Origin of the sequence: Caballeronia sp. NK8, from assembly GCF_018408855.1 — a bacterium.
In the GTDB taxonomy this organism is placed as follows: Bacteria; Pseudomonadota; Gammaproteobacteria; order Burkholderiales; family Burkholderiaceae; genus Caballeronia.
On sequence record NZ_AP024327.1, the window covers coordinates 358275 to 383615 of the forward strand.

Annotated in this window: 25 protein-coding genes; 9 read left to right on the plus strand and 16 right to left on the minus strand. The window is 64.6% G+C overall.

Annotated elements, in window-relative coordinates; all coding sequences use genetic code 11:
* Positions 1–199: 199 nt before the first annotated feature.
* Positions 200–2497 (minus strand): sigma-54 dependent transcriptional regulator, encoded by a 2298-nt coding sequence (locus tag NK8_RS39315; protein ID WP_213234072.1) that lies wholly within the window; start codon positions 2495–2497, stop codon positions 200–202.
* A 235-nt stretch (positions 2498–2732) separates the two neighbouring features.
* Between NK8_RS39315 and NK8_RS39320 the strand changes: the two genes are divergently transcribed.
* Positions 2733–3368, plus strand: coding sequence for a TetR/AcrR family transcriptional regulator (locus NK8_RS39320; protein ID WP_213234527.1), 636 nt, complete (start codon positions 2733–2735; stop codon positions 3366–3368).
* A gap of 69 nt (positions 3369–3437) precedes the next feature.
* On the opposite strand, the gene ttdB is transcribed toward NK8_RS39320, so the two are convergent.
* Genes ttdB through NK8_RS39335 form a run of 3 tightly spaced genes read right to left on the minus strand, consistent with a single transcriptional unit; the run spans position 3438 to position 6302 of the window.
* Entirely contained in the window at positions 3438–4046 is a 609-nt protein-coding gene (gene ttdB, locus NK8_RS39325; RefSeq protein ID WP_213234073.1) for a L(+)-tartrate dehydratase subunit beta, read from the minus strand.
* Entirely contained in the window at positions 4043–4942 is a 900-nt protein-coding gene (ttdA, locus tag NK8_RS39330; RefSeq protein WP_061177926.1) for a L(+)-tartrate dehydratase subunit alpha, read from the minus strand. Before ttdA ends, ttdB begins: the two co-directional genes overlap by 4 nt.
* Positions 4943–5000: 58 nt before the next feature.
* Positions 5001–6302 (minus strand): MFS transporter, encoded by a 1302-nt coding sequence (locus NK8_RS39335; RefSeq protein ID WP_213234074.1) that lies wholly within the window; start codon positions 6300–6302, stop codon positions 5001–5003.
* 139 nt (positions 6303–6441) lie between these two features.
* On the opposite strand from NK8_RS39335, the gene NK8_RS39340 reads away from it, so the two are divergent.
* Positions 6442–7365 (plus strand): LysR family transcriptional regulator, encoded by a 924-nt coding sequence (locus tag NK8_RS39340; protein ID WP_213234075.1) that lies wholly within the window; start codon positions 6442–6444, stop codon positions 7363–7365.
* A gap of 5 nt (positions 7366–7370) precedes the next feature.
* Here NK8_RS39340 and NK8_RS39345 read toward each other — a convergent pair whose 3' ends face one another.
* A complete protein-coding gene (locus tag NK8_RS39345) occupies positions 7371–8282 on the minus strand; it encodes a LysR substrate-binding domain-containing protein (protein ID WP_213234528.1) in 912 nt (303 codons plus the stop codon).
* Positions 8283–8449: 167 nt separating this feature from the next.
* Here NK8_RS39345 and NK8_RS39350 point away from each other — a divergent pair, with 167 nt between their 5' ends.
* The gene (locus NK8_RS39350) at positions 8450–9511 is read left to right on the plus strand and encodes an LLM class flavin-dependent oxidoreductase (protein WP_213234076.1); all 1062 of its coding nucleotides are present in this window, start codon (positions 8450–8452) and stop codon (positions 9509–9511) included.
* 13 nt (positions 9512–9524) lie between these two features.
* Here the strand turns inward: NK8_RS39350 and NK8_RS39355 are convergent, their stop codons facing one another.
* Genes NK8_RS39355 through NK8_RS39370 form a run of 4 tightly spaced genes read right to left on the minus strand, consistent with a single transcriptional unit; the run spans position 9525 to position 13343 of the window.
* Positions 9525–10757 carry an acyl-CoA dehydrogenase family protein gene (locus tag NK8_RS39355; protein WP_213234077.1) on the minus strand — a complete coding sequence of 411 codons (1233 nt, stop codon included), beginning with the start codon at positions 10755–10757 and terminating at the stop codon, positions 9525–9527.
* 2 nt (positions 10758–10759) lie between these two features.
* A complete protein-coding gene (locus NK8_RS39360; RefSeq protein WP_162069631.1) occupies positions 10760–11758 on the minus strand; it encodes an ABC transporter substrate-binding protein in 999 nt (332 codons plus the stop codon).
* On the minus strand, positions 11755–12507 hold the full coding sequence (locus tag NK8_RS39365) for an ABC transporter ATP-binding protein (protein WP_213234078.1): 753 nt from the start codon (positions 12505–12507) through the stop codon (positions 11755–11757). The genes NK8_RS39360 and NK8_RS39365 overlap by 4 nt, the downstream gene beginning before the upstream one ends.
* Positions 12507–13343, minus strand: coding sequence for an ABC transporter permease subunit (locus NK8_RS39370; RefSeq protein WP_213234079.1), 837 nt, complete (start codon positions 13341–13343; stop codon positions 12507–12509). Before NK8_RS39370 ends, NK8_RS39365 begins: the two co-directional genes overlap by 1 nt.
* A 220-nt stretch (positions 13344–13563) precedes the next feature.
* Between NK8_RS39370 and NK8_RS39375 the strand changes: the two genes are divergently transcribed.
* Together NK8_RS39375 and NK8_RS39380 are read left to right on the plus strand one after the other, a co-directional pair.
* Positions 13564–14892 carry an LLM class flavin-dependent oxidoreductase gene (locus NK8_RS39375; RefSeq protein ID WP_213234080.1) on the plus strand — a complete coding sequence of 443 codons (1329 nt, stop codon included), beginning with the start codon at positions 13564–13566 and terminating at the stop codon, positions 14890–14892.
* Between the two features lie 11 nt (positions 14893–14903).
* The gene (locus NK8_RS39380; protein WP_225936649.1) at positions 14904–15848 is read left to right on the plus strand and encodes an aliphatic sulfonate ABC transporter substrate-binding protein; all 945 of its coding nucleotides are present in this window, start codon (positions 14904–14906) and stop codon (positions 15846–15848) included.
* 6 nt (positions 15849–15854) lie between these two features.
* Here NK8_RS39380 and NK8_RS39385 read toward each other — a convergent pair whose 3' ends face one another.
* Both NK8_RS39385 and NK8_RS39390 read right to left on the minus strand, forming a co-directional pair.
* Positions 15855–15992 carry a hypothetical protein gene (locus tag NK8_RS39385; RefSeq protein ID WP_213234540.1) on the minus strand — a complete coding sequence of 46 codons (138 nt, stop codon included), beginning with the start codon at positions 15990–15992 and terminating at the stop codon, positions 15855–15857.
* A 16-nt stretch (positions 15993–16008) separates the two neighbouring features.
* Entirely contained in the window at positions 16009–16584 is a 576-nt protein-coding gene (locus NK8_RS39390; RefSeq protein WP_213234082.1) for a peroxidase-related enzyme, read from the minus strand.
* 185 nt (positions 16585–16769) lie between these two features.
* Between NK8_RS39390 and NK8_RS39395 the strand changes: the two genes are divergently transcribed.
* The gene (locus tag NK8_RS39395; RefSeq protein WP_213234083.1) at positions 16770–17399 is read left to right on the plus strand and encodes a peroxidase-related enzyme; all 630 of its coding nucleotides are present in this window, start codon (positions 16770–16772) and stop codon (positions 17397–17399) included.
* A 52-nt stretch (positions 17400–17451) separates the two neighbouring features.
* On the opposite strand, the gene NK8_RS39400 is transcribed toward NK8_RS39395, so the two are convergent.
* Both NK8_RS39400 and NK8_RS39405 read right to left on the minus strand, forming a co-directional pair.
* Entirely contained in the window at positions 17452–18090 is a 639-nt protein-coding gene (locus NK8_RS39400) for an NADPH-dependent FMN reductase (protein ID WP_213234084.1), read from the minus strand.
* 115 nt (positions 18091–18205) lie between these two features.
* Positions 18206–18370, minus strand: a complete 165-nt coding sequence (locus NK8_RS39405; RefSeq protein ID WP_162069638.1) for a hypothetical protein — start codon at positions 18368–18370, stop codon at positions 18206–18208.
* 228 nt (positions 18371–18598) lie between these two features.
* Between NK8_RS39405 and NK8_RS39410 the strand changes: the two genes are divergently transcribed.
* Positions 18599–19156, plus strand: coding sequence for a carboxymuconolactone decarboxylase family protein (locus NK8_RS39410; RefSeq protein WP_213234085.1), 558 nt, complete (start codon positions 18599–18601; stop codon positions 19154–19156).
* Between the two features lie 37 nt (positions 19157–19193).
* A complete protein-coding gene (locus NK8_RS39415) occupies positions 19194–20039 on the plus strand; it encodes a helix-turn-helix domain-containing protein (RefSeq protein ID WP_213234086.1) in 846 nt (281 codons plus the stop codon).
* Between the two features lie 3 nt (positions 20040–20042).
* On the opposite strand, the gene NK8_RS39420 is transcribed toward NK8_RS39415, so the two are convergent.
* Positions 20043–21449, minus strand: a complete 1407-nt coding sequence (locus NK8_RS39420; RefSeq protein ID WP_162069641.1) for a sugar porter family MFS transporter — start codon at positions 21447–21449, stop codon at positions 20043–20045.
* A 222-nt stretch (positions 21450–21671) separates the two neighbouring features.
* Here NK8_RS39420 and NK8_RS39425 point away from each other — a divergent pair, with 222 nt between their 5' ends.
* Positions 21672–22265, plus strand: a complete 594-nt coding sequence (locus NK8_RS39425) for an intradiol ring-cleavage dioxygenase (protein WP_213234087.1) — start codon at positions 21672–21674, stop codon at positions 22263–22265.
* A gap of 211 nt (positions 22266–22476) precedes the next feature.
* Here NK8_RS39425 and NK8_RS39430 read toward each other — a convergent pair whose 3' ends face one another.
* Positions 22477–24789: a M48 family metalloprotease gene (locus NK8_RS39430; RefSeq protein WP_213234088.1), complete on the minus strand. Its 2313-nt coding sequence runs from the start codon at positions 24787–24789 to the stop codon at positions 22477–22479.
* A gap of 7 nt (positions 24790–24796) precedes the next feature.
* Positions 24797–25288 (minus strand): hypothetical protein, encoded by a 492-nt coding sequence (locus tag NK8_RS39435; protein ID WP_213234089.1) that lies wholly within the window; start codon positions 25286–25288, stop codon positions 24797–24799.
* Positions 25289–25341 lie beyond the last annotated feature (53 nt).

Below are 25341 nucleotides of genomic sequence, written 5' to 3' on the forward strand. Positions count from 1 at the left end.
TCCCAGACGAATGCGCGCATCCGAAGCGAATAGGTTTGAAGGTAGACCGAACGGCCCTCTCGACATCGCGTGGAAGTGAGCAATCGCTGTGCCAGAGACTGCGCGCAGTGCAGGACGGTACTCAATCGCAGTAACGAAATGCGCAAAAGTGGACTGTTGCGTCCGCACCATCGAACCGATGTGGACGATTCCGTCCATATCACGTCCCCGTCATGCGCGAGCACGCTTCCTGCCGAAGCTCAGCCAGCAGATCCATCGCTGCATCCACGCGGGGCGTGGCGCCGGGCGCGAGCGTGCGCAGTCCGCGCTCGAGCGTGTCGATGCTCTCGCCGATACGGCCCGTCGTACGCAGCAGCAACGCGAGATGGCGCGCAGCGTCGATGCGTGCGGGCATCGAACCGAGCGCGAGCGCCGTCGATAGCGCGGTGCGCAATCCCGACTCCGCCGCGCTCAGATCGCCGAGCGCCCAGTGTGCGCGCGCCTGCGTGACGAGCAATTCGCCCATATAGACGCGTTCCTGACGCGCGAGCGTTTCCTCGATCGCATCGGCGATCATGGCCTTGCAGGCTTCGGCGCGACCGGCGCGCAACAGCAGTTCGCCGTGCTGCCACGCCTTGAACGAGAAGAACAGGGCGCCGCCGTTGCCGACCATGTGGTTGTCGAAGCCATCGAGCATGACGGTCTCCGCTTCGTCGTAACGATCGAGCGATGTCAAATGGCACCCGCGCAGCACCTGTCCCACGCCCCGATAGAAAGCGAAGCCATGCGTGATCGATATGCCTTCGAGTTCGCTCGCGAGGCGGCCGAGCCGGTCCATGTCGTCGAACAGGCACGCGAGCCAGGCCGCGCCCTGCAGATTGACCGCGTGAGCAAACGCATGTCCTCCCGCCTCCGACACACGTTCGATGAGCATCGTCATGGCGTGACGCGCCTGATCGAAGGCGCCCGTATGAAAGGCCGAGAGCCCTTCGAGCGTCAGGGCCAGCGCCGCCAGATCGATGCCTTGCGAACCGGTGCGCGTATCGTGCCGCCCGATGCCCGCGAGATTGCCGCGCGTGAGGCAGGCGAGCGCCTCTTCGCTGTCGCCGAGCCAGAACAGCGTGTTGGTCAGCGCGACGTGGGCCTCATCGAGCGCGACGCGATCGCCGCTGTTCTGGGCACGCTGCAGCATGTCCTGCGCCGTCGCGCGCGCTGGCTTGAGTTGCAGCGTGGTGAGTTGCGTCGTCCAGATGCCGAACTGGATCATCGCGATTTCGCGCGCATCGCAGAGTCCTTCGCCGATGCCCAGCGCCGCCGCATAGCACGCGGTCGCTTCGGCGTGCAGCCAGCCATGCACGCTGCGCAGACTCATGCCGAGCAGACGGTAAGCGTCGAACTGAAGACGGCGCACATCGTCCTGATCGCCGTTTCCTTGCAGCGTGTTCAGACAACGGCGAAGCAGGGGAACGGCCTCCGCGAACCGCGAGTCCTCGATGAGCGCGTTCGCGCGTTCCAGATCGCCGCGTGCCTTCAGATGAAACTGCTCGCGCGCCTTCAGCCGCCGCTCGACCATCTTGCGCCCCACGCCCAGCAACGCCGCCGCGGCGCTCTTGTTGCCGCCGGTGCGTTCGAGCGCGCGGTCGACGAGCAGATCTTCGGCCGCCGCGAGCTTGTCCCGTCCCTCCAGTTGCAGCAGCATGTCCGCCAGACTCACGCGCGCGACCGGCTCGACTTTGTCGCTGGCGAGCAGCGGTGCGAGCGCTTCGACGTCGATTCGCGTGCTTTCCGCGAGCACGCTCAGGCGGCTGACGAGATTGCGCAACTGGCGGATGTGCCCCGGCCACGGATGCGCGCACAACTGCCTGAGCGCCGCCGCGGAGAACTCGAGCTTGCGCGGATGCTGCGCGGCGAAGTGGGCGATGAGCGCGGGAATGTCCTCGACACGCTGTTCGAGCCCGGGCACGGCCAGCACGAACACGGCAAGCCGATAATAAAGGTCTTCGCGAAAGCGGCCGTCGTTCGCCAGCTCGCGCAGATCGCGATGCGTCGCCGCGACGATTCGCCCTTCGAAGCGCAGATTCGTCGATGAGCCGACCGGCCGGAATGTGCGCGTCTCCAGCACGCGCAGCAGTTTCGGCTGCAATGCGAGCGGCAGTTCGCCGATTTCGTCGAGCAGCAGCGTGCCCTTGCCGACTTGCTGAAACAGGCCCTGGCGCGTCTCGCCGGCGCCGGTGAACGCGCCCTTGACGTGGCCGAACAGCTCGGCCTCGACGAGATGCTCGGGAATCGCGCCGCAGTTTACGTCGACGAAAGGCTGATCGCGCTGCAGGCTGCCGGCGTGCACGCGGCGCGCGACCAGCTCCTTGCCGGAACCCGTCGGGCCGAAGATGAGCACGGCGTGATCGGTCGGCGCGATCCGGTCGATCGTGCGGACGAGTTGCTGAAACGCCGTCGAGTTGCCGATGAAACTGTCATCGGCCTCGGCGCGCGCGAACGGAACAATTTGACTACGACTCATGGCTGAGCGCTCCAGGTCGGTTATGCTCGGGAACGTCGTGTCGCAGTTAACGGCGTTTTCCCGCGATCCTTGAGCGCGCAGAGATCGTAGGCGGCTGTAGCTTCGCTAGCGTTTCATTTTCTCGTCGTCAAGGCGGCACATTCCGTATACCCGGGTCTATCCTCGGAGCCATGACGCTCGGCATAATGGGAGTGATTAAATGACCGTCGCAATTCCATCCGAAGCCGGCAAAGACATGAGCGAACAACGAGCAAAACGAGACCCCGAAGGTACGCGGCGGCGCATTCTGGAGGCCGCCACCGAGCAGTTCACGAAGCTCGGCCTCGCAGGGGCGCGGGTCGACGCCATCGCCACGGCGGCCGGCACGAACGAGCGCATGCTCTACTACTACTTCGCGAGCAAGGAAGGCCTGTACGTCGCGGTGCTCGAAGCCATGTACGCGCAGTTCGCGGAGCGGGAGGCGGGGCTCGATCTGTCCGGCCTGCAACCGGCCGACGCCATCCGTGAACTGGCGAAGTCCATCTGGACGCACTTGCGGGAGAATCCGGAGTGGCTGAGCCTCATCAATAACGAAAACCTGCACGAAGGGCGCTATCTGGAGCGTTCGAGCCACTTGCGCGAAACCATCTCGCCGGTGGTCGATCTGTTGCGCGTCACCCTCGAGCGCGGCATGTCGTCGGGACAGTTCCGGCAGGGCATCGATCCGCTGGACTTCTATGTGACGCTGGTTGGCATGGGGTATTACATCGTGTCCAACCGTTTCACTATTGATATTTTCACGGGGCGTAATTACGCCGAGCAGGACCGTCAGGCGTCCATCGCGGCGATGCATCTCGACATGCTGCTGACGTATCTGCGTCCGGTTAGCTAACCCCGCGCGGGAAAACCCGAACCTGCTGTCGCGGCAGGCCAAAAAACGTTCTGGCCTGCCGCGACGCCCTCAACGGATGAAGCCGAGTTCCTGGCTGATCCTGTCCAGAATGGGCTTTTTCTTCTCGTTGAATACAGCCTTGTTGTCCTGAATAAGGTTGTTGCCCTTGGTGTCGATGGAAATGATCAGCGGGCCGAACTCCCTGACCCGGTTGATCCACAGGGTTTCCGGCATGCCCAGATCCTGCCATTCCGCGCCTTCGATTTCCTCGACAAGCGTCGCCGCCAGTACCGCGCATCCGCCCGGAAAGATCGCGTGCACGGCCTTGTGTTCCATGCAGCCCGCAGCCGTCTCGGGCCCCATGCCGCCTTTGCCGACGATCAGCTTCACGCCGGTCTGCTCGATGAACTCGCGCTCGAACTTCTCCATTCGCATGCTGGTCGTGGGTCCGATGGAGACCATTTCGAAACTGCCGTCGTCCTTCTTCCGGACGATCGGTCCCGCGTGGAAGATCGCGCCGCCGTCGAGATCGACGGGAAGTTTCCGGCCTTGCTCGATCAGTCTGCGGTGCGCGACATCGCGGCACGTGACCAGCCGTCCGGTCAGATAGACGACGTCGCCGACCTTCAGATCTTCGAGGTCTTCGCTTTTGATGGGGGTCGTCAGAACCTTTTTCACAGCACCACTCCTTCGTGGGAAAGCACTTCATAGGACAGGTCGGCGTTGATGCGGATCTTGCCGCGCCGGTGCGCCCAGCAGCCCGTATTGACCGCGACGCCGATGGTCGAGGGATGCCGCGCCGACGATTCGATATTCACGCCCATCACGCTGTTGTTGCCCTTCAGGCCTTGCGGGCCGATGCCGATCTCGTTGAGCCCGTCCTCCAGCAATTCCTCCATCAGCGCGGCGCGCGGATTGTCGCTCTTCGAATCGACGGGGCGCAGGATCGCCAGCTTGGAGAGGCGCGCTGCGGTCTCGACCGACGTCGACACGCCGATGCCGACGAGCAGCGGCGGGCACGCGTTCACGCCGCGTTCCGTGATGACGTCCATGACGAATTCCGCGACGCCTTCGTAGCCTTGCCCCGGCATCAGCACCTTGGCCGCGCCGGGCAGCGTGCAGCCGCCGCCGGCCATATAGACGTCGATGGTGCAGCTATCCTTTTCCGGAACGATGCGCCAGTCGAGCCACGGAATCTGCGTGCCCGTGTTGGTGCCGGTGTTCTTCTCGTCGAAGGTTTCGACGGCGTTGTGGCGCAGCGGGCCCATGCGGGTCGCGCCCGCCGTGGCTTCGCGCAGGATTTCCTCCAGTTCGCCGAGCAGCGGAAAATTCGCGCCGGACTCGACGAAATACTGGATCACGCCCGTGTCCTGACAGCTCGGACGGTCGAGCTTGTCGGCGGCTTCCTGATTGCCGTGCATCGAGTCGTAAATTGACTTGGCGAGCGGATTCGTTTCCATCGTGCGCAATTCCGCGAGCTTGGCCTTCACGTCCTTCGGCAGACGCTTGCCGATATAGGCGGTGAATTTCGCCATGGTGTCCGTGACGGACTGAATGGCTGCTTCCTTTTCCATGTTGCATTCCTCTGACGACGTTTGACGTATTGAGATGGGGTACACGCGTTTGGTTTTTTCAGTGCACGGCCGCGTTGCCGGGCGTGATGGGCGCTTTCTGCGAACGGGCCAGCATGAGCGTGAGCACGGCGGAGAGCACGAGCAGGCCCGCAACGAAGTAGAGTCCGCCGCTGAAACTGCCCGTGCGGTCCTTCACCCAGCCGATCATCGCCGGGCCGACGAAGCCGCCGAGATTGCCGATCGAATTGATGGTGGCGATGCCGGTGGCGGCCGCCGCGCCGGACAGGAAGGTCGTCGGCATGGTCCACAGCGGCGGCTTCGCGCAACTGATGCCGATATTCACGAGCGTCAGCGCAGCGATCAGCCCGACGACGCTATTGGCGAGCGCCGCGATCACGAGACCGATCGTCGCCGCGACGCAGGCCAGCACGACGTGCCAGGTGCGCTCGCCGGTGCGGTCGGAGTGGCGCGACCAGAACACCATCGCGATCACCGAGATGACGGGCGGAATCGCGTTGAGCAGGCCGACTGTCATTGACGCAACGCCCAGTTGCTTGATGATCTGCGGCGCCCAGATGCCGAGCGTGTACAGGCCGGCCGACGTGCCGAAGTAGATCAGCGACAGCGCGAGGACACGCGGATTCGCGAGGCCGCTGATGATGCCGTGCTTGCCGCCGGTGGCCCGGTTGGCGGTTTCGGTGTTCATCACGTTGACGAGCCACGCGCGTTCGTCGTCCTTGAGCCACTTGGCCTTTTCGGGTTTGTCCGTCATGTAGAAGAACACGACGACCCCGAGAATGAGCGCGGGCACGGCTTCGAGAACGAACATCCATTGCCAGCCGCGCAGTCCCATCACGCCGTTCATTTCGAGCAACGCGGCGGAAAGCGGCGAGCCGAGCGCGGTCGAGATCGGCGCGGCGGCCATGAAGAGCGCCACCACGCCCGCTCGGTGCCGCGCCGGGAACCAGTAGCTGAGATACAGGATGATGCCGGGGAAGAATCCGGCCTCCGCCGCGCCGAGCAGAAAGCGCACGACATAGAAGCTGGTCGGTCCCGTGACGAAGGCCATTGTCGCGGAAATGATGCCCCACGTGACCATCACGCGGGCAATCCACATGCGCGCGCCGACCTTGTGCAGGATGATGTTGGAGGGCACTTCGAACAGAAAGTAGCCCCAGAAGAAGATGCCGGCGCCGAAGCCGAGAATCGAGGCGGTGAAGCCCAGATCCGTTTTCATCGTGAGGGACGCGAAGCCGATGTTGACCCGGTCGATGTAAGCGATGAAGTACAGCAGCATGATGAACGGCACGATGCGCCAGCTCACCTTGCGCAAGGTGCGTTTTTCCAGATCCTTGTCCATGGAATGTCTCCTTTTTCCGATGACCTATGGATGTCAGCCGTCTTGTGCGGCTTCGTTCTAGCCTGGAATGAAGGTTAAAACCGATGGAAACACGTATGAATCGATCTAAACTTAATTCATCATTGCAAAAAATTCACGAATGAGCATGGACTCGGAGTTGAGCTTCTTCTGCCTGCTGGTGAAGCAGGGCAGCCTCGCGTCGACGGCGCGGGAGCTGAATCTGACGCCGCCGGCGGTGTCGCGGCGGCTTTCGGCGCTGGAAGACCGCCTGGGCGTGCGCCTGCTGAACCGGACGACGCGGCGCATCAGCCTGACGAGCGAGGGCGAGGTCTATTTCGCCAATGCCCAGCGCATCCTGAGCGACATCGACGACATGGAACGGCTCGTGTCGAGCAGCCGCGCCGCGCCGAAAGGCCTGCTGCGGGTCAACGCGCCGCTGGGATTCGGGCGTTCCTACATCGGACCGGCGATTTCGGTGTTCAGTCAGGACTTTCCCGATGTCGAAGTGCAATTGCATCTCACCGACCGGCCCGTGAGCCTGCCGGATGACAGCATCGATGTGTCCGTGCGTTTCGGCGAGATGCCGGACTCGCGCCTGATCGCCAAGAAAATCGCTTCGAATCGGCGGCTGCTGGTTTCTTCGCCCGGCTACTTGCGTGCTGCCGGCGCACCGGCTCATCCGCACGATCTGACGCAGCATCAGTGCATCGTGCTGCGGCAGAATGATGCCGCCTACGGCAACTGGCGATTGAGCCGCGGCGGGCGCACCGAGACCATCAAGGTGCACGGCAAGCTGAGCACGAACGATGGCGAAGTGGCGCTCAACTGGGCGCTCGAAGGCCACGGCATTCTGATGCGGGCCGAATGGGACATCGCCAAGTATCTTCGCAGCGGCCGGCTGGTGCAGGTGCTGACCGACTACGACACGCCGCCCGCCGATATCTACGCGGTCTATCCCGAGCGTCTCAATCTCTCCGCGAAGGTGGCGTGCTTCGTCGAGCATCTGCGCTCTTATCTGGGCCAGCATGCCGACGGCCCGTCGCCGGTCAGCTCCAACTGGTAGCGGACTTATTCGCTCTGGAGTTCGTGCGCGATGAAGTCGACGAACGCGCGAATCCGGTTCGACATCTGATGCCGCTGGGAATAGACCGCGAAGATATCGGCGTTCGGGGTTTCGTGATCGGGCAGCACGCGAACGAGCGAACCGTCTGCCAGATACGGCTTGAGGTCCCATTCGGCGCGCATCAGGATGCCGTGTCCTTCCAGCGCCCACTTCACCGCGATTTCACCGTCGTTGGTGGTGAGCGTGCCGTTGATCCGCACGGCCTCGGTCTTGCGCGACGTCCCACGGCCGGATGTCAGCCGCCACACGCCGTACGCTTCGTCGCCCTGCCGAATGCCGATGCAGTTGTGCCGCGCGAGATCGTGCGCGGTGAGCGGCATGCCGCGCGACGCGATATAGGCCGGCGCCGCGCACAAGAGCCGGCGGTTGCCGGCCAGCCGCCTCGCGACCACGCGCGTATCGGGCGGCTCGCCGAAACGGATGCAGACATCGAAGGCATCGTCGGTGAGGGGCGGCGGCGTCACCGACAACTGAAGCTGCACCGACACCTGCGGATAGTGCGCGACGAACTTCGATATCACCGGCGCGACGTGGCTGCGCCCGAAGCCGAGTGTCGCATTCACGCGCAGCAGGCCTTTCGGACTCTGCTTCGCGGAGCCGAGCATTTCCGACAGTTCATCGATCTCGTCGAGAATCCGGCGCGCATGTTCGAGATACAGTTCGCCTTCGGGCGTGAGCATCATCCGGCGCGTCGTGCGGTTGACGAGCGCCACGCCCGCGCGCGATTCCATCTGCGCGAGGCGCTTGCTGACGGCCGCCGCCGTGAGGCCCAGTTCCCGTGCCGCCGCGCTCAGGCTGCCAGCGGCGGACAGCGTCGAGAAGAAGCTCAGATCGGCCGGCTGGACGGTATCGGGCATCGTGGTCATTCGTGAATCGAAGTTGACGATGCATCGAGTTTAGCAGCCGTTCTTAATGCGTTTTCGGCAGTTGCATATCGTCAGAAATTGGATGGCCGCGCGCGCATGCGGCGTTAGCATGGGCATCCTTCATCACGGCCATTTCGCGTTCTTCGCGTCTCAAAGCGATGTCATCCAAACTTCCACGCTTCGGCGTCTGGGCGCTCGTGCACGGCAGCCGCGCCGCCTTGCAAGATCCCGCAGAACCCTACGACGCTTCCTGGGCACGCAACAAGGCGCTCGTGCTCGAAGCCGAGCGTCTCGGCTACGACTCGGTGCTCGTCGCTCAGCACACGGTCAATCCGCACGATCCGACGTTCGATCAGCTCGAAGCGTGGACGGCTTCGGCGGCGCTCGCGGCGCTCACGTCGCGCATCGAGATCATCGCGGCGATCAAGCCTTATCTCTATCACCCGGTCGTGCTCGCGAAGATGGCGCAGCAGATCGAGCACATCAGCGGCGGGCGCTTCGCGATCAATCTCGTGAACGCGTGGAATCGTCCGGAGCTGGAACGCGCCGGCATCGGCTTCGCGGAACACGACGAGCGCTATGCCTACGGCCGCGAATGGATCACGGTCGTCGACAAACTGCTGCGCGGCGAGACCGTGAATCATCGCGGCGACAATTTCCATATTGACGGCTATCGGCTGCTGCCGGCCGATCCGTTTCGCGCGCGTCCGCGTATTTACGTGGGCGGCGAGTCGGAGCCGGCGCGCGCGCTGGTGGCCGCGCACGGCGACACCTGGTTCATCAACGGCCAGCCGCCCGAGGACGTCGCACGCCTGATCGCCGATGTTTCCGCGCGTGCGCGCCCGGCTGGACTCGATGCGTTGCGCTTCGGCCTGTCGGCGTTCGTCATCGCGCGCGCGACGCAGGCGCAGGCCGACGCGCATCTCGATCACCTGTTCACGCTGGCCGAGCGGGACAAGCCGCTGCGCGAACGGCAAAAGGCCAATACCGATCCCGCCACGGTGATGCACCGGACCTTCGCGCGGTCGCCGCGCGTCGGGTCGAATGGCGGCACGGCGGCGGGACTCGTCGGCGACTACGATACGGTCGCGCGGCGCATCGCGGATTTTCATCGCTCGGGCATCGAACTCTTCATGCTGCAGTTTCAGCCGTTCGAAGCCGACATGCGCCTCTTCGCGGAAGAGGTCGCGCCGCGCGTGCGCCGTCTGCTGTCTGCTTGAACGTCGCGTGCGATCAGAAGAACGCGCCCGTGGGCGGAAGCTGTCCCGTGAGCGCGTTCTGTCCGAGCAGGCGCTCCTTGTAGAGCCGCGGGTTATGCGAGGCGATCACCTTGATGTTGCGCCAGTGCCGGTCCAGCGCGCCCACGCGCGAGACGACCGAGCCCGAGCCGAGATCGATCAGCCAGCTTGCGATCTGCGGCGCGAGATCGTCGATCACGACCTTGGCCTCCGCCGCCGCGAAGGTGGCGGCGAGCGTGGTGTCGTATTCGTCGGCGGTGGCGTATGCGTCCCATGCGCGCTGCAACGCGGCGACGGCGCGGTCTGCGCTCGCTTCGACGCTGGCCGCGTAGGCGCGGATGCGCCCAAGCAAGGCCTGCAACACGGGCTCGTCGGTGGGATGCGTGGCTTCGCCGTGATAGAAGTTCCGCCCGCGTGAGCGAAGGACTTCCACGGCATCCAGCGCGACGCGACGCGTAATGCCCGCGATGCAGTTGGTCAGATAGACCTGGTGAAAGGTGAAGCCCCACGGCGACGCGTCGCCGGAGCGCGGCGGGTCGATCGGATAGACATGCGCGGCGGGTACGGCGACAGCGCGGAACTCTGCGGTCCCCGAACCCGTCAGGCGCTGGCCGAAGCCCTGCCAGTCGTCGTTGTTGCCGACGCCCGGTCCGCGTTCCAGCACGTATTGCACGATGCTGCCCGCGCGGCTTTCCACCGCGACGCCGATGAATGCATCGTTATACAGATTACCCGTCGCATAGATCTTGTCGCCCGAGCCGACATACGCCTGCCGGATTTCGTCCCATTCGAGGCGGGTGAGAACCTTGCCGGGACGCGCGCCTGCCGCGACGACATCGGTTTCCGTGAAGCTCAAGCCCACGGTCTTCCGCTTGCCGGTCAGTTCGAGCACGTGTGCATGGAAAGGATGATCGCGCTGCCGGAGCGCCGCTTCGACCTGCCACAAGTGATTGCGAAACGCATGCGCGATGTTCGAATCCGCGGCCGCGACGTCGCGCGCCACGACGAAGAGTTCGGCAAGCGACGCGCCGTGTCCTCCTGCATCGGCAGGCAGACGCAGCGCGCCGAAGCCGAGCGCCTTGAGTTGCGCGATCTCTTCGTGTGGCAGCCGATGTTCGCGTTCGCGCGCCGCTGCGGTGGCCGCGATATCGGCGATGATCCCGGCGAAGCCGAGCTTCGCGGACAGCGGCGAGACCAGCCTCGCTCCGATGGTGTTCGTGTCGGTCATCGTCAAACCTTGATGCTGTAGTCCGCGACCTTGATGCGCGAATTGATGATCTTGCGTTCCGCGAGCCAGTCGGCCGCGCGCTGGAACTGGCCGAGAAACGCGGCGTCGTCGGCTTCGTGAAACTGGTTCACGCGCCGGAGGCCCGCCAGATAATCGCGCACCTGATCCGGATATTTGCCTTCCCGCTGCACGAGTTGCTCCGACTCGACGGAATGCGTCGACTGCCACGCGCCCTCGACGTAGTACGCGTCGATCACCGCGCGGATCAGCTCGGAGTTCTCTTCGGTGAACTTGCGGCGCGTTACGAGCGAGCTGTAGTCGATCAGGAAGTCGAGGTCGCGGCCTTCGACGAAGATGTCCTTCGCATCGTTCGAGAAGCGCGCGATGTCCACGCCCGGCGACCACATCGACCACGCGTCGACCTTGCCCTGCGCGAACGCGGGCGCGGCATCCGGCGGATTGAGATAGACGAACTGAACCTTATCCCGATCGATGCGGTGCTTCTCCAGCGCCGCGATGAGCAGGAATTCGCCCAGCCCTGAACGATTGACGGCGACCTTGCGGCCCGCCAGATCCGCGATCGAATTGATGCCGCTCGCTTTCTTCACGATGATCGACGTCGAGCGCGGCGAATAGATATCGAACGCATTGAAGACGATCGGCGAGCCGGCGAGCATCGCGGCCAGCGCGGGCGTGGTCGACCCCCAGAAGCCGAAGTCCGCGCTGCCGCCGACCACCGCCTGAATCGACGGCGCGTGGTTCGGGAACGGGCCGATCCATTCGACCCTGATGCCCTTCGCGGCGAGCGTTTTCTCGAATACGCCGCGCTGCTTCGCGATATCCGGCAGACTGCCGTAACCCCAGCCGATGCGCACGACATCGGTGTTGCGCGTCAGCTTGCGCGGCTCGGCTGCGCGAGCCGCAACGGGAAGAACAGCGCCGGCCAACAGGCCGCCCGCCGCGCGCAAAAGTTGGCGGCGGGTCAAAGAAGAATCGGTCATGCGGTCATGGTCCTTGTCGTTTTGTTCTGTACGCCCAGTGCTTCGAGCAGAATGGGCCGCAGTGTCTGCGGCGTGTGGTCTTTCGGTTGGAAGGAAGCGGCGATGTGTCCGGCGCGCATGACGAGAATCCTGTCGGCGAGCGTGAGCGCTTCATCGACGTCATGCGTCACGATCAGCACGCCCGGCTGGTGCAGCGCGACGAGTTCCTTGACGAGCCCGTGCATCTTGATGCGGGTGAGCGCGTCGAGCGCCGCGAACGGTTCGTCGAGCAGCAGCAACGCGGGATCGCGCACGAGCGCGCGCGCCAGCGCCACGCGCTGCGACTGACCGCCTGAGAGATTGCGCGGCCAGTCGTCTTCGCGTCCGGCGAGTCCGACTTCGGCCAATGCGCGTATCGCGCCCGCACGGCCGATCGTCGATTCATGGCCGAGCGCGACGTTGGCCCATAACGCCGCCCACGGCAGCAGCCGATGCTCCTGGAACACGACGGACGGGCGCTCGGGCGCGCGGATCGTGCCGGCGTCCGGCTGATCGAGCCCGGCCAGCGCGCGCAGCAGCGTGGTCTTGCCGCAGCCGCTTTCGCCGAGCAGCGCGACGAATTCGCCCTGGCGGATATCGAGGTCCAGCGCATCGATGACGACGCGGCTGCCGTAACGCCGTTTGAGACCGCGCACGGATACGGCGAGCGGCGGTTCGTCGTTGCGGACATGTGCGTTCGAATCGCGCGACACGGTGATGCTCTGATCCATCAGCGTGCTCCTTTGGCGTAGTTCGCGTGCCACGACAGCAAACGCGCTTCGAGCAGACGCACCAGCGTATCCGCCGCCACGCCGATGATCGCGTAGATGATCACGGTCAGCAGGATGACATTCGTGTTCAGGAATTCGCGCGCGTCCATCGCGAGGAAGCCGATGCCCTTGGTGGTCGCGAGCGTTTCGGCGATGACGAGCGCGAGCCACGCGTGGGCGAGGGCATAGCGCACGCCCGTGAGGATCGAGGGCATTGCGCCCGGCAGGATGATTCGCCGCACGATCGCGGTCCAGCCGAGCCCGACGACCTTGGCGAGTTCCATCAGCTTCGGATCGATCTGGCGAATGCCGAGCATCGTGTTGATGTAGATCGGAAACAGCACGGCGAGCGAAACCAGAAAGACCTTCGCGATCTCGCCCACGCCGAACCACACGATCACGAGTGGCAGCATCGCGAGAAACGGCACGGCGCGCACCATCTGGATCGAGCGGTCGAGCAGCGCCTGCGCGAGCGGCGAGAAGCCGACGAGAATCCCGAGCACGAGCCCGAGCGCGCCGCCGATCACGAAGCCCGCCGCGGCGCGCAACAGCGAAACGCCGAGGTGAACGAAGAGATCGCCGGTGCGGGCCATGTCGAAAGCGGTTTCGACGACACGGCTTGGCGCGGGCAACACTTGCGGCGCGATCAGCCCGAGGCGCGCGGCGGCTTCCCAGAGCAGAACGACCAGCGCGGGAACGACCCACGACAGCCATCGATAGAGCGCGGCCTTCGACAAACCGGATCGGCTCGGTGTCGAAGCGACATAGCGGGGTGGTGAGGAAGTCAGATCGGACATGTCGATTCCGGGTGGGGCATCGCGAAAGAGAGCTTGCTATTAGAGGCTGCCGGGCGTGGCCGTGACAAACGGTTTTTTATGCTTAGCTTTCCAGCTTCGGCGCCTCGATGGAGCGCGTTTCATATCGATATGAAACTTCATTCGTTAGCGCATGCACGGCCCTTGACTAGACTGAGACGCCTGTTCGCCGGCCCAGGCCGGCCTCACATTTCGCGCCCTCATGCCCCGACACCTGCACCTCAATCTCTTCGTTCACGGACGCGGTCATCACGAAGCCGGATGGCGTCATGCCGGCGCGACGCGTCAGGCGCTGACCGACATCGGCTATTTCCGCGATCTCGCCGTCAAGGCCGAACAAAGCCTGTTCGATTCGATCTTCTTCGCCGATGTGCTCGCGCTCGGCGACGGCGCGCGCTTCGTCGCGTCCGGCGCGCTGGAGCCGGTTACCACGCTTGCCGCGCTCTCACAGGCGACGAAGCGCATCGGGCTCATCGCGACGGCATCGACGACCTACACGGAGCCATTCAATCTCGCGCGCCAGTTCGCCTCGCTCGATCACATCTCGGGCGGGCGCGTGGGCTGGAACATCGTGACGTCGTGGTCGGGCGGCGCGGGGCCGAACTTCGGCTACGACGCGCAGATCGAGCACGCGCAACGCTATGCGCGCGCGCACGAATTTCTCGACGTCGTGAAGCAGTTGTGGGATAGCTGGGCCGACGACGCCATCATCGACGACCCGACGAGCGGCCGCTTTCTCGATCCCGCGCGGATGCGGCGCATCGGCTACGAAGGGCGTTTTCATCGCGTGGCGGGGCCGCTCAATCTGCCGCGTCCGCCGCAGGGGCATCCGGTATTGGTGCAGGCGGGTTCGTCGGAGGCGGGCAAGGCGTTCGCCGCGCGCCATGCCGAGGCCGTGTTCACCGCGCACCTGACGAAGGAATCGGCGCGCGCTTTCTATGCGGAGCTGAAGGCCGCCGCGATCGCGCAGGGCCGTTCGGCGGACGACATCGTGATCCTGCCCGGACTGAGCGCGGCGATCGGTTCCACCGACGCCGAAGCGAACGCGTTGCTCGACGAACTCGATTCACTCACCGATATCAGCGTCGGCCTCGGACGCCTGTCGGCCCGCTTCGGCGGATACGACTTCTCGACGCTGCCGCTCGACCAGCCGTTGTCCGTCGACGACTTTCCGGACCCGTCGACGGTGCAGGCCGCGCAAAGCCGCGCGGCGGTCATCACGCAACTCGTCGCGCGCGAGCGGCCGACCCTGCGCGTCCTGCTGAGACAGCTTGCGGCGGCGCGCGGCCACTTCACGCTGAGCGGCACGCCCGAGCGCATTGCCGACGTGATCGCCGACTGGGTCGAAAGCCGCGCCGCCGACGGCTTCAATCTGATGCCGCCTGTGCTGCCCGCGCAGTTCGAGGTGTTCGCGGAACATGTCGTGCCGATCCTGCAAAAGCGTGGCCTGTTCCGGCGCGAATACGAACACGACACGTTGCGCGGTCACTACGGCCTCGCGCGCCCGTCCAATCCTTATTTCCAACGCTGATGCTCAGACATGTGTTGAAACCGCTGGCGATCGTCGCCGGCTGCCTTGCGCTGGCTTCGGCCGCATTTGCCGACGAAGGCTATCCGGAGCAGGTGCGTATCGGCATCCAGAAGGGCGACGGGCTCGTCGCGTTGCGCGCTTCGGGCCGGCTGGAAAAAGCGCTCGCCGCGCATCACGTAAAGGTCTCGTGGCACGAGTTCGTGTATGGCGCGCCGCTCGTCGAAGCGATCAATGCGGGCGACATCGATCTCGGCACCGTCGGCTCGACGCCGCCGATCATGGCGCAGGCGGGCGCGGCGCCGTCGGTGGTGTACGTGGCGTCCGCGCCGAAGCTCAGCGCGAGCTATGGCATCGTCGTGCCGAAGGATTCGCCGGTCAGGGACATACGCGATCTCAGGGGCAGGAAGATCGCGTTCGCGAAGGGCTCGCAAGGGCATCTCTTCGTGCTGAAGGCGATGCAGGACGCGGGCATGAATCCCGATGACGCGCAGTTCACCTACCTGTCCTATGGCGATGCGCGTTCGGCGTTCGAGCGCGGTTTCGTCGATGCGTGGGCGGTGCCCGATCCGCGTTACGCCGACACCGAGTTGACCACCGGCGCGCGCACGATTCTCACCATCGGCAAACTGTCGGTGCCGCAGTACGGGTTCTATATTTCGACGCGTAGCTTCGCGCAACGATACCCCGCCGCGTTGCGTTTGATCTTCGACGAACTCGCCGCGCAGAACGCCGACAGTCTCGCGCATCCCGAAGACACCGCGCGCTTTCTCGCCAGCAACACTGGCGTGCCGCTGAACGTCTGGAGCCGCGCGATTGCGCGGCTCGAATGGGGCGTGAGCTATCCGATTCCCGATGAGGTCATCAGGGCGCAACAGGACTCCGCCGATCTCGCCTGGCGCGACAAGGTGATTCCGCGCCATATCGATGTGCGTGATGCGGTGGTGCAGATCAGGTGATGCCACTTACACCTGCCCCAACACCCCCAGCCACGCCTGCCCGATAGCCTCATGACTCGCATCCGCGTTCGGCGGATGAAACGCACCCGCGCGGACATCGCGATAAAGCCGCTGGCGGCGCGACGACGGGTTGCAGGACGGCACTCATCGTAGGTCTCCTTCACGCAAGAGCGGAAAAATATTTTTCGTCCGGCACGACGCCGGTCGCGATGAAGATGCGATTGGTATGGTTGAACCACGACGCCGTTTCGATGGCTTCGAGAATGTCGGCGTCGGAGAGGCCGAGCGCGCGGAGCCGGTCGAGGTCTTGCGCGGTAATCTCGCGCGGAGTCGTCGTGATGGTTTCGGCGATCTGCGCGAGCGCGAACTGGCGCGGCGACAGATCCGCGAGGTGATAATCTAGCGCGATGCGGCGTGCCTTCACGCGATCGTCGAGCGCCGCGCCGAGCGCATGCGCGTGATGGATCGTGCACAGACCGCAGCCGTTGGTGCGCGACACGATCACCGCGATCAGCTCGCGCTCCTCGATCGGCAGGCGGCCGCCCGTCGCGCTGAAAAGCCCTTCGAAATACTGCGCGAAGCGTCGCGCCGTGTCCGGATTCAGCGCGAGCGCTCGAATCCAGTTGTCGTTGCCATGACGATCGACGAGCTCGCGGATGTCAACGCCCAGCGCATCGTGTTCGGGCACGTCGAGACGGCCGATGACTTGCGCATCGGCGTGAAGGACTTCTGCCATGTCGCGTTCCTCGCGAAGGAGAGTGCGAGCCATTATGCGCAGCGAGCGCGAGCGCGATCCAATATCGATTTGCGATTTGCTATCCAGCCGGTGCGCTCGCATTTGCTTATGAAAAATCAGCCATACGAAGCATCGGGAGGTGCGCTACCTTGAGCGCTTCACGACCAGCGCAGGAGTCTATTCCGATGTCTACGCTCGCCCTCGCCGAATCCCTGAACGCATCCGATGACATTGCCGACCGCGAGCCCGTTTCGCGCTTCGGCGTGCCCGAGGAAACGCGACTGCCGCCGCACGTCGCGGAGATCTATGCGAAGTTCCGCCGGCAATACGGCTTCGTGCCGAACTGGCTCGCGGCGCTCGCGATCAATCCTGATACGGCGTATCGGCTCGTCACGTTCTACGAGCATCTGTTCGATCCGCATCGCAGCCATCTGACGGCGGCGGAGCGCGAACTGATCGCGGTGGTGACGTCGGCGGCGAATAATTGCAGCTATTGCGTGTTCAATCACACGCAGGTGCTCGCGAAAGTGACCGGCGACACGGTGCGCGCGCAACGCATCGCGCAGGGCTTTCATCATGTGCGTCTGACGGCGAAGGAGGCCGCGCTCGCGGAACTGGCCGAACGCCTTACGCGCAATGCGTCGAGCGTGCGCGAGGAAGATTTACAGCGTCTGCGATCGATCGGCTTCACGTCGCAAGCCGTGACGGAAGTGCTCGAAGTCTCGGCGTTTTTCAACTACGCGAACCGCCTGACGATCGCGCTGAACGTCGTGCCCGACGATCGCTTCTTCTCCGGGCGCGATCTGGGCGCGTGATATGGGGATCGCCAGACTCTGGCGATCCCGCTACTTGAAAGTTTCCGCGCGATCAGTCGTGCGTCACGGCCACGCGCGCATCCACCGCCTGCCACGCGTCCTGCCGATGCGCGCCGAACGCAAGCGCGAAGCTCGACGCCTGCTGTCCGACCGTGCGCAACTGCTCGAGGACTTTCGGGTCCGAGCACGTATCGGTCGTTTCGAAGCGCGTCTCCAGCGTGTTGACGGCGGCGCCGAACGGCGTCGGCCAGCCGCGCAACGCGTGCACGATCGAGCGCAGCGATGTCAGCACCGTGCCCGCCGCCTGCCAGCCGTAAGCCGTGACGATGCTGCCGACCGCGCGGCCATCGAGATACGGACGCCCGTCGAGCCGCAGTTCTTCGAGCGTATCGAGCGCATTCTTGACGAGCCCCGAAATGCCGCCGTGATAACCGGGCGTCGCGATGATGAGCGCGTCCGCCGCGCGCACCGCTTCGATGAGTTCGTGCTGTTCGTCGGTCAGTTCGCGCGTCTCGGGCGCGTAATGCGGGAGGCTGTGAAGGAACGCGCCGCCGAACAACTGCACGCGCGCGCCGGAATCCTGTGCGCCTTTCAGCGCGAGCGCCAACGCGCGTTCTGTCGATGAGGCGGGCCGCGTCGTGCCGCCAATGCCGACCACGAAAGGCCGGCGCGAAGATTCAGTTCGGGACAAGTTCGATGCTCCGGCAAGGGGACGGCGCGAGCCGTCGGATGGAGCATCATAGCCAGCGGCCGGGCGTGCCGGAACGCATCATTTTCGCTAACGATATACGCGATTCAGCAAGCGCTTACCCGTGCAGTTTCCCCTGCCTGCGTGCGCGCGGATGCTCGGCGGAGCGTCGCGCGCCGGAAACGCGCGAGGCTCGCGGCACGAAAATGTCGAACATCGCCAGCAGCGACAGCGAAACGACAGCCAGGAACGCCATCGTGCCAAGGAATTCGAGCAGGAACATGTTCACCTCATCCGGTCGGAAACGCGTTATGTGCGTGCATCTGCTGACCATCAGTGTGCAGGCGGCGACGCCCGGCCGATGCCGCGAGAAGCCGTCGCAACAGGCGTCTGTTCGACGTATCGTCCGCCGCGTCGATTACATCGGATGTAATTGGCGCGAGCACCGGGCGCTTCTACTCTTGGGCTGTCGCGTCGCCATTCCGGCGGCGCCCACCTCCAAGGACTTACCATGTCGAGCTTTCCTGTTCATACGATCGATTCCGCGCCCGCGCAATCCCGGCCGGCGCTCCGGCAACTGCAGCAGGCATTGGGCCTGATCCCGAATGTCGCGGGCACGATGGCTGCGTCGCCGGTGCTGATCGACGCTTTCGTCGGCGTGTTCCAGCGCGTGCACGCGAGCAGCCTTACCGAGCCGCAGATTCAGACGCTCCTGCTGACCAACGCCGTCACGAACGCCAGCGAATGGCCGGTCGCGTTTCACACGGCACTTGCACTGAAACAGGGCATTTCTCCCGCCGATGTCGACGCGATCCGCCGAGGCGCGCTGCCCGACGACGCCGGACTGGCCGCGCTGTCGGCACTGGCGGGCGCGCTGATCGGGCAGCGCGGGCGCGTCGCGGAGCCGGATCAGCGGCGCTTTCTGGAAGCGGGCTTCGACGCCGCGCAAATACTCGAGGTCATCGCGGTCGTTGCCGCATCGACAATCACGAACTATGCCAGCAGCGTGACCCGGCCGCCGCTCGAAGCGCAGTTCGAAGTGTTCGCCTGGCATGCGCCGGCAGCCTGAGCGTGCTCCATTCATCCACCCCGATCCGGAAGATCCGATGAACGCCATGCGTCCCGATTCGAATGCGCCGCCTGTCGAACTGGGTGATTTGCTGCGCTACTGGCGCGACGTGCGCGGCGTGAGTCAGCTCGATCTGTCGCTGGAGGCGGGCGTTTCGCAACGGCAGATCAGCTTTATCGAAAGCGGGCGCAGCGTGCCGGGCCGTGACACGCTGCTCACGCTCGCGCAAACCCTCGATGTGCCGCTGCGCGAGCGCAACGCGCTGCTGCTCGCGGCGGGCTACGCGCCCGTGTATTCAGAAGCGCCGTGGAATGCGCAGGAGATGCATGGCGTGATCCGCGCGCTCGAACGGGTCGTTCGGCAGCACGATCCGTTTCCGGCGATCGTGATGGATCGCCACTGGAACGTGCTGATGACCAATGACGCCGCGCCGCGCTTCTTCGACTGTTTCATCGACATGGCCGCGCGCGAAGGTCCGCGCAACATGCTTCATCTGATCTTCGATCCGCAGGGGATGCGGCCGTTCGTGGCCGATTGGGACATCGTTTCGCGGAGCCTGTTACAGCGGGTGTATCGGGAATCGGTCGGGCATGTGGTCGACGCCGGCACCGGGCGTCTGCTCGACGAACTGCTCGCTTATCCCGACGTGCCGCGCGACTGGAAAACGCAACATGGGCGCCCGGCGGCGCCCACGATGCCTGTCATACCGATTGGTTTTCTCAGCGAGGGCGTCGTGCTTCGATATTTCTCGATGGTCACGACCGTCGGCGCGCCGCAGAACGTCGCGGCACAGGAACTCCGTCTCGAATGCATGTTTCCCGCCGATGACGAAACCGAAGCACGCCACCGGCAGTTGCTTGCCGCGCATTCGAAGCAAGCCTGATGCTTAGTTGACCTTGCCCAGATCACGCAGACGCTTGCCTGCCATCAGATCGCTGCCCAGCTTTTCGAGCGAGACACCGCGCGTCTCGGGCACGTAGAAGAACACGACGACGCCGAAGATGACGTTGAGGATGGCATACAGCACGAAGGTGTTCGCTTCGCCGACCGTGGACAGCAGGCTGAGGAACGTCGCCGCGACGGCCATGTTGGCGACCCAGTTGACCAGCGTCGAGACGGCGATGCCGAAGTCGCGGCCCAGCTGGGGCTGAATCTCCGAGCAGAGAATCCAGACCAGCGGCCCGGCGGACATCGCGAAGCCCGCGATGAAGAGCAGCAGCGATCCGACCGCGAAAACCTGCGCCGTCAGACCCGCCACACCGGCATGCATGAGAAACCCGAGCGAGCACATGCCGACTGCCATGACGGCGCATCCCGCGTAGAGAATCGGCTTGCGGCCCCAGCGGTCGACGAACGCGATCGCGCCGAACGTAGCCAGCACGTTGACGAGACCGACGATGACCGTCGCCCACAATTGCTGCTCGTGTGTAGCGAAGCCGGCCAGTTCGAAGATGCGCGGTGCGTAGTACATCACGACGTTGATGCCGGTGAGCTGCTGGAAAATCTGCAGCACGACGCCCAGCAGCACCGAGCGACGAAAGTTGGAGTTCTTGCGCAGCAGGCTCCATCCCTGCTGGGGCCGCGTGTTGTCCTCGTTGACCTGGTCGAGTTCGGCCTGCACGTCGGCCGGATTGGCGTAGAGGCGCTGCAGCACGGCGCGCGCTTCCGCGCCGCGGTTGCGCTGAAGCAGCCAGCGGGGGCTGTCGGGAAGGGCGAGCACGCCGACCAGGAAGAACGCGGCGGGGATGGCGATCACGCCGAGCATCCAGCGCCAGTCGGCCACGTAGGACAGGCCGATGTTGGACAGGAAGGCCGCGAGAATCCCGACCGTGATCATCAGTTGATAGGTGGAGATCATGGCGCCGCGCACCTGCCGTGGCGCCACTTCAGAAAGGTACAGCGGCGCCGTGAACGAAGCCATGCCGACCGCAAGCCCGAGCACCAGGCGCGCGCCGATCAGATGCTCGGGACTTCCCGCGAACCCCGACCAGAGCGACCCGACGATAAAAAGCACCGCCGCCAGCACCAGCGAATGGCGGCGTCCGAGGCGCCACGACAGCCAGCCGGCCCCCAATGCGCCGACCGCCGCGCCGACCATCATCGAACTGACGATCCATTCCTGCGCGCGGTCGTTCAGCACGAAATGTTTCGCGATGAAGGGCAGCGCGCCCGAAATCACGCCGATGTCGAGGCCGAACAGCAGGCCGGCGAGCGCCGCCATGAGGCAGACGAAAAGACCGAAGCGCTTCGATCTCGGATGTGCAGGAACATTGCTGTCAGCGATAGTGCTCATTTGAGGCGTCTCCAGGTTGCTTTTCGAATCGATCATCACGACCACGCATCCATGATCGGACATGAGAATTAGCGCTGGATGAGGGCACTTTGAAAGCTTCGCTTCAATCGTTCGACGCGCGGAGTGTAGCGTGTTGCGTAATCGATTGCATCTTTAAAAGGATGACTGAGCGTTTGGGCTTTCGGCTTACCATATTCGACGGGGGCAACCTGGGAGCGCGCGATGTGGACACGAAATCCGAACCGGGGACGGCGCGATTTTCTTCGCAAGGCTGGGGCGGTGCCATCGACTTTGCTGCTGCTGTCGCTGGCCGATAAGGTTTCAGCGACACCCGCCTGCGCCGACGAACACGAACCCACGCGTCGGCAGACGCCCGGGCCGTTCTTTCTGCCGGACTCGCCGCAACGGACATCGCTGCTCGAACCGGGCATCGGCGGAACGAAGATCGTCCTGAGCGGACGGGTGTGGTCGTCGCGGTGCAAGGTGGTGCCCGGCGCCTTGCTCGATTTCTGGCACGCCGACGACCACGGGGAATACGACATCGATGGCTTCCGGCTGCGCGGCCATCAATTCTCGGACAGCGAAGGGCGCTACCGGCTCGAAACCATCGTGCCGGGTGGGTATCCGGGCCGCACGCGGCATTTCCATGTGACCTTGCGTCCGCCGCGTGGATCGGCGCTTACCACGCAGCTCTACTTTCCCGGCGAGCAGGGCAATGCGCGCGATTCGCTGTTCGATCGCCGGTTGCTGATGACGATCGAGGACGGCGGCGACCGGAAGTCGGCCCGCTTCGACTTCGTGCTTGACGTTGCATAGCGCGACCGCCGCTCCGTCAAGCCGCGGTCTGACTCGATTCCAGCGCCACGGCCTGATTATCCGCGCTGATCGGAACGCCGGGCGCGTTGCTGATCCATCGTCCGATTCGCCGTGTCGGGCGGATGATGGCTGCCCAACGCGCCTTTGACGAGGGTTCAGATCGACACCGTTTCGTCCTGCGACAGTGGCGTGCGGCGGCGCCACAGGTCGGTCAGGCATGGATCGACTTGATCCATCCTGCGATCACCACGAGACCCAGCGCGGCCATGGCCACTTTGTGCGCTACGGAAAGCTCGCGCCGCGGATCGGCACGGCGAACCTTGCTGACGACAGCTCCCGTCATCGCGCCCGGCAGCGACGCCAGCGAGGCCACGCAGAGATACAGCAGAACCGATGTCAGACACGATTCCAGCGTCGATTGCGCGTTCAGCTCGATGGTCACCAGCGCGCCGACGCTCATCACGATACCCGCGACCGAACCTGCGCACAGGCCGTAGAGCGCATTGAACGCGCCGGGACGCGACGCCGCGATGAACGCCGCCAGCGCCGCCGCGCACGCCACGGGAATGATGAGCGCGAATCCGCTGCTGCCCGCGCGCTCCGCAATGCGCAGGAGCGCGGCGAATGGCGCATAGACCACCGCGTCGATGCCGTCCGGCAAAAGCTTGCGAAATCTGAGCAGTTCGATCCAGAGACAAAACACCAGCCCGGCGGCGACGCCTGTCGACCACGCGCGCATCGGACGGAACTCGACGTGACGCAGAGCGCTTGCGGCGTGCGGTCCCGCATCGAGAAACACCCAGCCGGCTACGGCGCGTGTGCGGCGCGTGCGCCCGAACCATCGCGAAGACCAGGGAAAGAGCCATGCCGCAAGCGCCCCGACGACCATCGGCGGTGCGATCATGACGAGCGACGTGTAGAACGTATTGTGAGGTCCGAGCGAGACGAGTGAGGCGGACACGAACGTGCCCCACGCGAACATCGTCGCGACGCCCGCGACGGCGATGCCGCCCGTCAGCATCAGCACCGGCAGGGGCGAGCGGCTTTTCACGGTCACCTCGACCCACGCGGCGGCCGCGCGCGCGATCCAGTCGCAGAACAGCCAGCAGCCGATGATCGCGAACACGAACGCGATGATGTGAATTTCGAACATCGTCATCGCGTTGTCGGCGGGAATGTGCGGCGTCGACGCTCCGCCCCAGAGAAACTCCACGCCCAGCAGGATCTGATTCAAAAAGTATCCGAGCGCGAAGAGCGCGCCGGCGGCGGCCGTGCCCTTCACGGGATCGCGGCCGTTCAGCACGGCCGCGTAGGCGCCGCGCCAGATTCCGGTGCTGAGCGCGCCGATCGCGAAGATCATCACGACGAGCGGCGTGACCAGCGTCACGACAAACGACATGCGCGCGACCGCCGCCGTGGAACCCGCCGGAACGAAGCCAATCAGAAAGCCGTTTGCCGTATCGATGACGACGCCGGCCGCAAAGCCGATGGCGAGCGCATCCCACTTGCCGAGGCGAAAGAGCGGCGTGGTGTCGACGAGCACCGCGCGGCGCGTTTCGCCACGCGGATGCAGGCTCAGGTATGCGCCCGGTCCGTGTGCCGGCGCGGCGTTCATGCGCGCGAGGACGCGATCGACCTGGGCAGGCGAGCCGTCCCATTGGGATGCCTGAACATCCGCATAGAACTCGCGAACGCGCAGCACCGACGCGCCAGAGAGCAGCACGAGCGCGCTCCATAGGGCGGCTTCCGCGAGCAGAAAGATGTATTCATGCCACGCGCGCTCGGTCAGCGCGATGACCCCGAGCAACGGCACCACGCTCACGATGACGAACGCGAGACACGCAGAGATCGTCATGAACGTCTTGTCGATGTCGCGGTTGCGGATGTGCGCCAGCTCGTGGAGGATGATCGCGCGAAAGGCGGCTGGGTCGGCGTAGAAATAATGCGCCACGAAGTATCCGCTGAGCGCGACGTAATGGTTGCGACGGCGTCCGAACGTCACCGGCAGACCGCTCGCGAGCGGATTCCATACGAAGGCGGGCGCCCGGCTCAGTTGCGCTTCCTGACACAGGCTGGTGAGCGCATCGAGGAGGCCGGGCGGATCGTCCTTGTGGATCGGCGTGAGATGCTGCGTCTTTCGCTTCCAGAGGGGAAAGAGCCAGTAGAACACGGCTCCGAGCGCGAGCGTGACGACGATCCCGATGATCTTCCAGGTCGATTGCGGCCTGAGCATCGCCATGCAGCTTGCCACCTGCGGGGCGAATTGCGCGCGTATTTCTGACGATGACAGCACATCCTGGGTGCGCAGGCTGGGATCGAATACGCCCGTGACCATGCTCGACGCGCAAGCCGTCAGCGCATCTCTTCCTTCGAGATGGATGCTTTCCCAGAAGTGCCCATAGAACTGGCTGCTGACGCAGACGATCAGAACGATCAGCAGATCGAACCGAAGGGAGATGTCGGACGGAAAGGGCAACGGATTGAGCCGCGACGCACGCAGTCCCGAGGCGGCATGGTCCGACACGATGTCTTCACTCTTTCGGAAGGACCAATTGCGCGACGACCGCATCGGCGAGCCGCTGCGCCTGGACGGATTCAAGACGCAGGCGTTTGCCGGCGGCGATCACGTGCTGATGGACGTCGCCCAACTGCTCGCGGGTCAGGACGGATGCGGCATCCGCGCTGGCGTTGGTATCGGCTTCGCCGCGCCGGAACATCTTTCTGACGCGTATCGATACTTCTTCGCCGACCGCGGTTTCCGTCGCCTTGAGCGCGATGCCGCCCAGTATCGGCATGATTTCGGAGACGACCTGAAGGATCAGCGGCGTAAACAGGATCGAGAACGCCTCGGTGCCGAAGCCAAGCGCGGCATCGCGGTTTTTCGAGGCTTTCATCGCGGCGGCGGGATCGGCGAACCACGCCGCGCTGATGGTAGTGAATAGCGGAAGCTCCTGAGGTGCGAGCTGCGTCAGGACATCGCGGGAGAAGTCCCGGATCAGCGTGTGTTCAGCGGCATTGTCCATGAGCCGTCTCCGACTGCGGAACGCGTGGTGTCGGCTTGAAAGTTAGGTTTCGG

Coding starts and splice junctions, on each gene's coding strand:
- NK8_RS39315 (WP_213234072.1), bottom strand. CDS start 2,497: ATGAGTCGTAGTCAAATTGTTCCGTTCGCGCGCGCCGAGGCCGATGAC.
- NK8_RS39320 (WP_213234527.1), top strand. CDS start 2,733: ATGAGCGAACAACGAGCAAAACGAGACCCCGAAGGTACGCGGCGGCGC.
- ttdA (WP_061177926.1), bottom strand. CDS start 4,942: ATGGAAAAGGAAGCAGCCATTCAGTCCGTCACGGACACCATGGCGAAA.
- NK8_RS39335 (WP_213234074.1), bottom strand. CDS start 6,302: ATGGACAAGGATCTGGAAAAACGCACCTTGCGCAAGGTGAGCTGGCGC.
- NK8_RS39340 (WP_213234075.1), top strand. CDS start 6,442: ATGAGCATGGACTCGGAGTTGAGCTTCTTCTGCCTGCTGGTGAAGCAG.
- NK8_RS39345 (WP_213234528.1), bottom strand. CDS start 8,282: ATGCCCGATACCGTCCAGCCGGCCGATCTGAGCTTCTTCTCGACGCTG.
- NK8_RS39350 (WP_213234076.1), top strand. CDS start 8,450: ATGTCATCCAAACTTCCACGCTTCGGCGTCTGGGCGCTCGTGCACGGC.
- NK8_RS39355 (WP_213234077.1), bottom strand. CDS start 10,757: ATGACCGACACGAACACCATCGGAGCGAGGCTGGTCTCGCCGCTGTCC.
- NK8_RS39360 (WP_162069631.1), bottom strand. CDS start 11,758: ATGACCGATTCTTCTTTGACCCGCCGCCAACTTTTGCGCGCGGCGGGC.
- NK8_RS39365 (WP_213234078.1), bottom strand. CDS start 12,507: ATGGATCAGAGCATCACCGTGTCGCGCGATTCGAACGCACATGTCCGC.
- NK8_RS39370 (WP_213234079.1), bottom strand. CDS start 13,343: ATGTCCGATCTGACTTCCTCACCACCCCGCTATGTCGCTTCGACACCG.
- NK8_RS39375 (WP_213234080.1), top strand. CDS start 13,564: ATGCCCCGACACCTGCACCTCAATCTCTTCGTTCACGGACGCGGTCAT.
- NK8_RS39390 (WP_213234082.1), bottom strand. CDS start 16,584: ATGGCAGAAGTCCTTCACGCCGATGCGCAAGTCATCGGCCGTCTCGAC.
- NK8_RS39395 (WP_213234083.1), top strand. CDS start 16,770: ATGTCTACGCTCGCCCTCGCCGAATCCCTGAACGCATCCGATGACATT.
- NK8_RS39405 (WP_162069638.1), bottom strand. CDS start 18,370: ATGTTCCTGCTCGAATTCCTTGGCACGATGGCGTTCCTGGCTGTCGTT.
- NK8_RS39410 (WP_213234085.1), top strand. CDS start 18,599: ATGTCGAGCTTTCCTGTTCATACGATCGATTCCGCGCCCGCGCAATCC.
- NK8_RS39415 (WP_213234086.1), top strand. CDS start 19,194: ATGAACGCCATGCGTCCCGATTCGAATGCGCCGCCTGTCGAACTGGGT.
- NK8_RS39420 (WP_162069641.1), bottom strand. CDS start 21,449: ATGAGCACTATCGCTGACAGCAATGTTCCTGCACATCCGAGATCGAAG.
- NK8_RS39425 (WP_213234087.1), top strand. CDS start 21,672: ATGTGGACACGAAATCCGAACCGGGGACGGCGCGATTTTCTTCGCAAG.
- NK8_RS39435 (WP_213234089.1), bottom strand. CDS start 25,288: ATGGACAATGCCGCTGAACACACGCTGATCCGGGACTTCTCCCGCGAT.